This is a genomic window from Pseudomonas sp. WS 5021, assembly GCF_012985535.1.
Taxonomy (GTDB): Bacteria; Pseudomonadota; Gammaproteobacteria; order Pseudomonadales; family Pseudomonadaceae; genus Aquipseudomonas.
This window is the reverse complement of record NZ_JAAQWP010000009.1, coordinates 1-10508: the sequence shown is the minus strand read 5'-3', so window position 1 is coordinate 10508 and position 10508 is coordinate 1. Positions and strand designations below refer to the sequence as shown.

6 protein-coding genes and 1 pseudogene are annotated in these 10508 nt (G+C 52.2%); 6 read left to right on the top strand and 1 reads right to left on the bottom strand.

The genetic code is table 11. The annotated features are described in order from the left end of the window. Positions 1-47 precede the first annotated feature (47 nt). The 6 genes and pseudogenes from HBO19_RS23980 to HBO19_RS23955 all read left to right on the top strand — a co-directional run bounded on the left by HBO19_RS23980 (position 48) and on the right by HBO19_RS23955 (position 9289). Positions 48-1198, top strand: a protein-coding gene (locus HBO19_RS23980; RefSeq protein WP_170058450.1) for an IS3 family transposase whose coding sequence is annotated in 2 segments (ribosomal slippage) — positions 48-282 and positions 282-1198 — 1152 coding nt in all. Because the reading frame shifts where the segments join, the coding sequence is not laid out codon by codon here. Between the two features lie 241 nt (positions 1199-1439). Continuing rightward, complete coding sequence (locus HBO19_RS23975) at positions 1440-4088, top strand: AAA family ATPase (RefSeq protein ID WP_170058449.1); 2649 nt, start codon at positions 1440-1442, stop codon at positions 4086-4088. Between the two features lie 3 nt (positions 4089-4091). Continuing rightward, a pseudogene (locus tag HBO19_RS23970) lies at positions 4092-4301 on the top strand (integrase core domain-containing protein); the annotation flags it as partial. A gap of 62 nt (positions 4302-4363) precedes the next feature. Next, a complete protein-coding gene (locus HBO19_RS23965) occupies positions 4364-7705 on the top strand; it encodes a DEAD/DEAH box helicase family protein (RefSeq protein ID WP_170058448.1) in 3342 nt (1113 codons plus the stop codon). A gap of 30 nt (positions 7706-7735) precedes the next feature. Then, the gene (locus HBO19_RS23960; RefSeq protein WP_170058447.1) at positions 7736-8353 is read left to right on the top strand and encodes an endonuclease NucS domain-containing protein; all 618 of its coding nucleotides are present in this window, start codon (positions 7736-7738) and stop codon (positions 8351-8353) included. A gap of 18 nt (positions 8354-8371) precedes the next feature. Beyond that, entirely contained in the window at positions 8372-9289 is a 918-nt protein-coding gene (locus HBO19_RS23955) for a hypothetical protein (RefSeq protein ID WP_170058446.1), read from the top strand. A 101-nt stretch (positions 9290-9390) separates the two neighbouring features. Here HBO19_RS23955 and HBO19_RS23950 read toward each other — a convergent pair whose 3' ends face one another. Beyond that, positions 9391-10209: a hypothetical protein gene (locus HBO19_RS23950; RefSeq protein ID WP_170058445.1), complete on the bottom strand. Its 819-nt coding sequence runs from the start codon at positions 10207-10209 to the stop codon at positions 9391-9393. Positions 10210-10508 lie beyond the last annotated feature (299 nt).

Here is a 10508-nt window from a genome sequence, read left to right as displayed (position 1 = left end):
TTCGTAGACACCTCCATGCCTTAAACTGAGGCCAATTAGGAGGTGCCATGAGCAACCCGCGTTACCCCGAAGAATTCAAAATCCAAGCGGTCAATCAAGTGACCGAAAAGAAGCTGCCTGTCGCTGATGTGGCGGCCCGTCTCGGCGTGTCGACGCATAGTCTCTATGCCTGGATAAAGCGCTACAGCAAACCTCAAGAAGAACGGCGGCAGGATGATGATCAGCACGCTGAACTACGTCGTCTGCGAGCGGAGCTCAAGCGCGTCACTGAAGAGCGAGACATCTTAAAAAAGGCCGCCGCGTACTTTGCCAAGGAGTGCGGCTGAAGTACGCCTTTATTAAGCAGCAAGCGGGTCATTACGCGATTCGACGGCTTTGCCTGACGCTCAAGGTTCATCCCAGCGGCTACTACGCGTGGCTATCAGAACCAAAATCTGCGCGAGCCAAGGACGATCAGCGACTGCTTGGATTGATCAAACACTCCTGGCTGGAAAGCGGTGGCGTTTATGGCTATCGAAAGATCCATGATGACCTGCGAGAGGTTGGTGAGAGCTGTGGCCGTCACCGGGTGGCTAGGTTGATGCGCCTTGAAGGTTTACGTTCTCAGACTGGGTATCGACGGAGGCCTGGAAAATACGGCGGTAAGCCAGCCGTTGCCTCACCGAACTTACTGAAGCGCCAATTCGATGTCAGAGAACCCAACAAAGTTTGGGTCACAGACATTACCTACATCCGAACATATGAAGGCTGGCTGTATTTGGCCGTGGTGCTCGATCTGTTTTCACGCCAGATCATTGGTTGGTCAATGAAGTCGCAGATGACCAGCGACGTAGCCATTGATGCACTGCTGATGGCGGTTTGGAGACGTAAGCCGAAGCAAGAGGTGATGATCCACTCGGATCAAGGCAGTCAGTACAGCAGCTCAGACTGGCGAAGCTTCTTGAAAGCTAACAACCTGGTAGCCAGCATGAGTCGTCGAGGTAATTGCCACGACAACGCTGTGGCGGAGAGCTTTTTCCAGTTGCTGAAGCGGGAACGGATCAAGCGTAAAATCTACACTACACGCCAGGATGCTCGAGATGATGTGTTCGATTACATCGAGATGTTTTACAACCCAAAACGACGCCACAGTTTCAACAATCAGCTGTCACCGGTAGAGTTTGAAAAGCGTTACGCAGCGAGCCTTGAGAGTGTCTAGAAAACCCGGGGCGATTCAGGGCGAGAGGACGAAGACCCCAGCTTTTGTCCGAGAGCACCCAGTTCGAAGTGGACAGCCGACCGTATCGGGTTGCGCGTCTGCAATAGGCTAAAAGTCGTCGATTGGTGCCTCGCCGTCTTCCGCAAAACATCGAACACGGCTTTCCCCTATACAATGGAGGCATCGTGCCGACATCCCGCGCCCGACCGCATAATCGACAACAACCCCTACGCGAGCGCATATGTCCAAGTCCCTAGTCGAATTCAAACGCTTCTTGGTCAAGTCGGCCCCGAATCTATCCGAATACGAGAAAAAACTAGCCAACCTGATAGTGGGCGGTTTCCAGGAAATCGCGGCGGTCGGGTCAGCCGGAGGCCGGCGCGGGAAAGTCTTGGCAAAACTGATCGTTGAAAAGGGGGAGGCAGCGCCTCCGGCGCTCGAAATCGCGGTCGACGAAGTGGACGCCGACGAAAGCGAGATCGTCCGGCTAACCAAGGTGGAAGTCGAGCACTTTCGTGGTTTCTCCGACAAGCATACTTTCGAATTCAAGAATCCGTACACCTTCGTCTATGGACCGAACGGGACGGGAAAGTCGAGTCTATGCGAGGCACTCGAATACGGATTGCTCGCATCGATCCACGAAGCGGACTCGAAGCGTATCCCTGTCTCGGACTACATCAGGAACGCCACATCGAGGAGGTCGGCGAAACCTGTTCTGTATGGAGATACCGCCAAGGAGAAAGGAATCGAAGTAAAAGCGGCCCCCCGAAGTTTCGAATTCTGCTTCATCGAAAAGAACCGGATCGACGGATTCGCGAGAGTGGCGGCCAATACCCCGGTCGCCCAGCAGGCGCGGTTGGCGGCGCTGTTCGGCTTGGAAGAATTCAACACGTTCGCTACGCAGTTCAACGATAGCCTCGACACTTACTTGGCCGAGTTAGTTGGAAAGAATGGGAGGGATCTCGCGGAACGGGAGAAGGTCCTCGCCGGACACAAGGCAACCCTCGAAGGCCTCCCGGAAAAAGCCAAAGCCGCTGAAACGCGAGGCGCTGCGCTGCTATTGAAATATCCGCAGTGCAAGAACCTCGAGGAAATCAAGGCCGTCCTAACCGGACCCGAAAGCAATGGTGGCAAGCAAAAGGAGAACAACACCGAAATCGGCCGCCTGCAGAACCTTAAAACGGCCACCGATCCCGGAACAGACGTTATCCTTACCAGCGTCGACGAACTACTCCGACTCATCAAAGATAAGGCGGAATCGGAAGCGTTCCTCAACCAGTACAAGGACCAACTTTCTCTTCGGGACCTTTACGCCGCGATCCAGGGGAACCGCGAAAAGTTTGAGAACGAGTGCCCCGCGTGCGCCTCCGAACTCTACCGAGACGGACGACTCGTAGTTCCGGTCGATCCGTACAGCAATGCGGAGGAAAAGCTGAAGTACTTCGACGCCGCCCTGAGGGCCGAAGAACGGATCAAGGAAATCCGAGAGGCACTGGATCTCGGCTGGCGGGACTTGATTTCAACAATCGCCAAGCTTCCGGCGTCCGCCACGGCAGTCGGGTTCGCCAAAGCGCCCGAGCTTGGCTCGTTCAGCGCTGAGGCTTCCAACGCTAAGGACGCGGCGGGCATCGAGACCTTCCTCCGAGCCGTGCCAGCAATGCGCGAGCTCTTACAGGAGCTGAAGGACGCGACCGCCACACATAACGGAAAGGTCGAACAATCCAAAGTCGCGATCAGGAAGCTCGAGGACGATAACCTCGCGATCACCAAGGACCTCGAGGAAATAGTGGCCATCTCGACCCTCGGCGCTGCGAACGCGAAGAGCGAGAAGGAGGCGACGCAGGCTATCCAGAAGTTCAAACAAGAGAACGAAGATCTCATTAGGGAGGCGGAAGCCGAGAAACAAGGGGTCGCGAGAAGCTGGAGCTACAGCATCTCTTACGACTCGCTCCGCCAGAAACTCCTGGCCTACAACGCCGGACTGCCCTTGGCTTTGGCAGCGGATCTCAACGAGAAGACCCTCAAGTTCTACAACGAGATCAACAAGAACGACCACCCTTCCGACAGGCTCAAATCCCTGAAGTTGCCGACTGCCGCCGGGGAGAGGATAGAGATTGAGTTCGAGAACGGGGACAAGTGTGACGCGCTCCAAGTACTAAGCGAAGGTCACATTCGGTGCCTCGGGCTCGCGATCCTGTTGGCGAAGATCACCAGGGACTGCCTCCCGTTCCTGATATTCGACGATGTCGTGAACTCGATCGACGATGAGCACAGGGGCGCGATCATCGACCTCATATTGAATCCAGAAGAGGTCGGCAAGAGGCAACTCATCGTCACGACCCACGGTGAGGATTTCGTGAAGCGCCTCGAGAACGCCGTGCCGATGAAAAAGTACAATGAAACGGTGACCCGGATCGACTTCCTCGTACCGTTCATCGCAAAGAAGATCACCGTGAAGCTCGACTCGCCCCGCCACTACCTCACGGTGGCGACCCGCAGCTACGAAGAAGGGCGTATTCGCGACTCCCTGAGTTACATCCGGAAGGCCTTCGAAGAAGAGCTAAACCGTCTCTGGAAGAAGATTGCAAGTAAGAATTTGCAGGCGCAGATCAGTGTTGGAATGAGGGGGCCGGGAGACCCTGACCTTATGAGCTTGGCGACGGGGCTCCACAAGTTCCTCGGCGGGAAGGACGTGGCCGTTTTCCAGGAAGTCGTGCCGCACCTGGGTGAGATACTTGGATACCGCGATAAGCACAAAGTCGAGTGGAATTGCCTGAACAAAGGGACCCATGAAGGGGATCGGGCGGAAGAGTTCGATGCAGTTATCGTTCGGCGCATGCTTGAGACCGTCATCAAGCTTGACGAGGCGATCGAGGCCCCGCAGGCCTGATGGTGGGACAATGCGCCGATGGAGCGTGTGTTCCGCAACTTGAAAACTGAATGGATACCGACCGTGGGCTACATGACAGCTCAAGAGGCGCACCGCGACATCAGTCATTACCTGGTGCATCGGTACAATTGGATTAGACCGCACCAATTCAACAACGGACTGGCCCCATCTCAGGCCGAGAAAAAACTTAATGTTGTGTCCGGGATTAGTTGACCACTACAGATTGATGATTGAAATAAATACCCAACCAGCAGACAGCAGGGAAGCACGTTAAAATGAATTTAAAAGAATTACTAGTTGATGCCCGCACGAGTCTGCAGGATGGATCAGTCAACGCGGCGGAGTTCGCAAAAGATCTGAAGGTATTAAAGAAATTCAGCTTTTGGGCGGGGGGAGAAGGAGAGTCCCAGCTTTGGGAGCATCAGCGGGCCGCAATCAGTACCATTGTTGCCTATCTTAATGGTGACAAAGTAGTGCCCGAATGGCCTTCTCAAAAAGAAGCCGCGCTGCTCAAACTTCCTACCGGAACTGGCAAGTCTGGAGTAATAGCTGTCTTGGCCCGATGTATCCCCAAAATTCGTCGTGTACTTATTTTGACCCCGCGTACTGCCCTAACTGAGCAACTCATCGCGGATATCCGCTTTCGTTTTTGGCAGCATATGGGGCTACATGCTAACGGTTCTGAATTGTTTGTAGGGAGCGTGGAGTCAACCGGAGTACCACTAGAGAATACATCCATCCGACAGTTGCTTCCAAGCAATGTCTCCAAAATAGTGCAACATTTGAATCATGATACGACTGACCGGGCTGTTATCGTAGGCACTCACCAAGCGCTCGCTGCTATTCGCAATACCTCTCTTGCTCTCGAAGATCCAAACTCTGAAAGTTGTGGCGCTCTGCTTAAGCTAGTAGCGCAGTTTGATCTCATTGTTGTTGATGAAGGCCACTACGAACCGGCGATATCATGGTCTCACGGCGTCCGAGAATTAAATATTCCTACAGTGCTATTGAGTGCAACACCATACCGCAATGACTACAAGTCATTCTGCGTACGTGGGCGCTATGTTTTTAACATGCCTTATCAGGAAGCGTTGGATCGACGGGTGATTCGTCCAGTAGAGCTTGTCATGCCGAGGATGGCCGATGTCGCGGAAGACGTTCAGCCCGCAGTAAGCCGGTTTGTCGAGATGCTTAAACAAGAGTTACCTGAAAGATTGAGGGAAGCCGAAAGGTGGTTTCGAGAAGGTGTGGTTCCGAAAGTAATTGTACGAGCTAATGATCTAGAGACGCTCACCTTGCTTCAAGCAGAAATAAATCGTGTATTTGAAACTCGCGCCGTGGTTATCCACGATAGGGCAAAAGAGTTGGCGGGGAATCTGGATTGTTTCTCGCAGGTTTCGTCAGCGCAGCGTGTTCGGCCGGATGCTGTTTACTGGATACACCAAAACAAGCTTATGGAAGGGATCGACGATCCTGCTTTCGTTGCGATAGCTATCTTCGACCTGATGGGAAGTGCGAGGCAACTAGTGCAACAAATTGGCAGGGCCACAAGGTACTCATCGGACGCACCTGGTTCGCAACAGACTGGCTGGGTTCTGGGCTCCTCAGCGAATGCTGCCAGGATTCACGCATCATGGGAGGGATATCAGGCATATGAAGATTATGCAAAGCGAAACGCCGCACACATTGTCAGCAATGAAGTCGCACTGCCTGATCGCCTGCTCGAATATATGGCCGAGTACCAATACATTAATGGAGAGTTTCGAAAGCGTTTTGGAATTGAACAACCGTTAACTATTTCCGACATCCAGTTGCCACGTACTGCGGTAGTTCTAAAGTCTGAGGAGCCCCTTGCCGATATCCGGCTTTTAGATACGGCGATCAAGGAGGAAATTATGGATAAGGATCGCTTCAAGATAACCCCCGTAGCGAACATGCCAGCCGAATCGTTTGGGTTTTCATATTATGCGTGGCGTACCTCTCCGTATCTAGTTGGCCGTTTTTTCTCCGAGTGGAAATTGGGTATTTTTATAGCCGTAAAACAGGGCGATTTAATCTTCATGCACGACACAGAAGGTCTTGTTGTTGATCTAGTTGACTTGAAGCTTAAGCGCGTTAGCAGGGCGCAAATGGAAAGGACGTTCCCTTCAAATGAACAGGGGAGTAATTCGCGCCTTTCAAGGATGTCATTCTCTTCGCTCGATATGTCGCAGCATGCTATTCGAGGAATGGCAATGCGAACACGGTCCTTTGCAGACGTGTTTACGGATTTACTTGACCCGTCTTTAGTGCCTTCAACTGCTGCAGGCTTTGTTAATGGTAGTGCTCGCTACGTTGGTTTCGCGCGCTCGCGATTGCGCGATGCATCCGAGCGTTATGTATCGCTAGCCGGTTTTATACAGTGGACATCGGATATTGCACAGGAGTTGGGTAACGAAGATCAACAGCGCAGCCGAGTGTTTGAACGGTATGCCGTGGTGGTTGAGAGTGTGGACGAACAAGAAGCGCAGCCGGTTTCTGTTTTGCTCGATCCTTCGTTAGGTAGTATGCAAGGCGACGAATCGGATGGCGCGGCTTGGGTGCTTCAAGAGGGCGTCGATTACTTTGATTTGTGCGCAGATGTGACTCCAGGGACGGGCGAATTTATAGTCAAAATTGGCGAAGAGGATGTGCGTTGCAAGGTTGAGTTCGTTCCCGGGACTCGAAAGTACCGGCTTACCAGTGACAGGCTGAACGAGCTTGTCCGTGCGCCGGAAGGTGACGACCGTGCGCAGCAACGGACGTTGGTGCAGCGGCTTAATAAAGAGCAGGCATTTCGCATACTTATTCAGCGCCCGGGCGTAGTGTATTCCGAAGGCACCTTTTACGAACCGCGCAATCGCTGGATTCTCGAAGATGAATCCAAACCTATCCTCGACTATATTCACTCCTCGACATCACTCGGCGAGATAATCTCCGAAAAGGGGGAGAATTTCCATGCGGATAAATTGGCGTGGCATCGGCAGTCTATCTTTGGACTCTTCTCCGCAACGTGTGATGCACAACGTGCAGCTGCCGGCATCGATGACGATGAATTGACAACGGCTATTGAGTCTATCCCTTTGTGGTTCTGCGACGACGACAGCCGAGAGGTTGCTGATTTTATTGGCGTTGATACAGTCAATAAAAAAATAGTGTTAGTTCACGCTAAGGTCGGTAAGCAGGATGCAGACGGTCGGGGCTTCAATGTTGGGGGGTTGCAGGACGTTGGGCGCCAGGCACTCGCTAGCTTAGGATTTATATCGCGTGGACAGCCGTCACCTATTTGGACGCCGCAGCGATGGGGGACACCTGTTCAGGCAAACACTGTCACCCTAACTGATGTGAGCCGTATCTTTCGCAATCCCGATCAACTCCCCGTTGAGCAGTTGAACGAAATTCTGAGCACCTCTTGTCGGAATCCTTCGTTTAATAAAGAAGTTTGGATTGTCGGCGCGAAGATGGCCCGAAAGTCGGCCCTTGAAGAAGGACTGGCTCAAGTTTCGCTAACCAACCGGCTTCGCCAGTTTTTGATGCATTGGGACTCGATGCAGACGGCTTGTGCTCGAGCGAACACTCGCTTGAGATTTTTTTGTTGAACTCAAACATCTGGTGCAGGGATAACGCGCATGTCGAAAGCTGTCTTGGGACTTTTTGATAATGAAGACGAGTTGCGTGACTATCTGGCGAAGGATCTGACGATCATCGAGCCGGAGCTTGTGCTAATTGGTACGAATTTCATTGTCGATAATCCGATTGGTTCGGGCGGTGCTTTCGATATCTTGGCCAGAGACCGCTTTGGCAACTTCGTGATCATTGAGATCAAACGTAGTGAACAGGCTGCACGGCACGCTTTGCATGAGCTGAGCAAATACATCGCGCTGTTCATGGAGGACCAGAAAGTCGATAGCCACAGAATTCGCTGCTTCGTGGTGTCCACCCACTGGCGAGAACTGGATGTGCCTCTGTCGTTCTTCCAAGATCTCTGTCCCGTGCAGGTTAAGGGGTTCGAAGTCAAAGCGCATAACCAGACAGTCATCGTTCAGGAACGGCCCTTGCCGCAGGTGAGCCTAGAATCCCGCTTGTCACCCGACATGCGGTTCTCTTTCTTCGACTCTCCAGAAAGTCAGCGGGGGTATTGTGATGATCTTCAGTTGGCCTTGCGCGATGTCCCGCACGTACGTGCGGCGCTGATAGTCATGGAGCCCATTGCTGAGCGTGAGCGCATGTCGCTGCTGTGCGCCTGACGGGTGCCCGATCTGGTCATGGACGATGTGAAAGAGCGGATCTTCAATCCTGAGTTTCAGGAAGAGCACTATTTGTTCCCGGGATGGGAGCTTGAGACAGATTTGTGTGATTGGCTAGAAGATCAGAGCAGCAAAGCCGGTGTGGTTTTGGGCTCAGACTCGCGAGCAACCCCGGAGAAAGTCGAAAACTACAAGGCGCATCACCGTTACATTCAGCTCGTCAAACTAGGCGACTGGCCCCGTAATGACCTTGTGAATAATCTAGCGGAGGTCATGCGATGCCTAGAGGCCAAGGACGTCAGTGGCAAATCAAGCCGGGCGAACCGGCATCATTTCACCAAGACCTCCAGCAAATCCGCTGGCAAAGCTTGGGATTATGCATCAGGAGCCTTTGAAGCATTCATCGGGCATAACCCATTCTGGTTGTCGATGTATCGGCAGATGGCCTCAGAAATTCCAGAGGAGGCAACTGTTCAGTTCGCAGGCTTTGACATGCGGCATTTCTACTATGCCGTGCACCAAGGTGTTGAATATCACCAAGCGGAGCTGTCAATGTTTAGCATCACTATCACCGGAAGTGATCTACATACCACGGCTGTCGGTGGCTGGATTTGGGATGGGTTGACCCGGCCGCAGAATGCACGCGCCAACATCGAACAGACGTACGGTAATCTCGCAACTTTATGGGTGCTTCTTCATAGTGCAGTGGATCAGGAGAGGTACGAGTCAGTGTACGAACAACATGGGTTCTTTCCTTATGTTCTCGTCAACGATCTGACGAATAAGTCGACCAAATTGTACGGTCCGGATAATGCACCGTCCCATGGCAGCATATCACTGAGCCTAAGGGCGTTCATAGCAGCTAACCCTGAATACTGCGATGAGGTCTCGCAGTGTTTAGAGCCTATCCCGCGTAATTTTGCCAGCGTGAGTTGAACCTGCTGAAGTCGATACCTATCCTGGGATAGACCCAATGGTCTACCCAATAGTGGCCGAAGTATACCGCGAAGGGCGCCCCGGGCTACTAGAATAAGTATTTATTCCGCGACCCCATAATTTATAAGTGTGACGAAAAGCGACTGTATATCAGTGTCCGAGACTTCTGGTGTTTTTAATGGACGTGCCACTGGTGTGTAACCTTCCTCCGAAGGCTCTGATTCTTTTTCTATCAAGTAGTCTCTGTGCTCCTGTATCTTTGTCTCCATCCAGGTTTCGAATGGAACATCGAATTGTTTAAGCGCTGAAATTAATTCATGCTCGAATATGTCCAGTTCATCGGATGAAGTGACATCCCATAATCTATCAGTCAACTCACCTAAGAACCCCCGCATCGCGGCTGCGGCCGCGGTACTAGCAGCATTGGGGGCCTCGCCGTATACATCGATCGCTTGTGCAATAGCTCCAATGTCCTCGATCGAAAGTTCATCACCGCTAGAGCTAAGCATTTCAGCAGTAGCTTCGACAAGGATTTCACTCCCAAGTAAATTTTGTTGATCCTCAAGAGATAAGGCTTGATAACGCTCCAAGGCGTGACGGCAATACATTTCGTCAACTGCGCTGATTGGATCATTGTCTAGCGTTTTAAGAGCTTTACTAATGACGCTGAACATTTTCTCATTGGAGTGCAAGCTGGCGCACATTTCAAGTCCGGAGTTCACAATTGCAATCGCCGGCGCCTTCCCTATGTAGGTAATACGCTCCAGCGCCGCCGACCAAGCTTCGTCGTTTGGGATCTGAGAGCTGCACACTTTGTGATTTCTTCTAAAGAAATTCCATATGTTGTTCAGCTCTTCGAGAGTTCCGACGGCAGCCAATACGGATGGGAGTAGTAGATCGCTAATGATTACATTGCTCAAAAAATCCTTGAGTCCAGGATTGTTGAAGTAAACATAGCCATTCGCAAGAGAAGCGATTGAGCCTTCAAGAGGTTTGAGTGCTTGTCGAAAGCTGACGATGGCTACCGAGTCTGTAACAGGATGCGTTGAAGCGCCAAGGAGGCGTTTGTATGATTCAGTAAGCTTTTCAAGGGTATCCGTCCGGCCAACTCACCTTCCGAACTCCAGCATTAAGGACGATGGTGTCCGCGTATTTTTAAGCGGACGCGATAGCCCTTATCGCCGGGATTTCCATGCGCCAACGAAGCTCTTACCCCAAA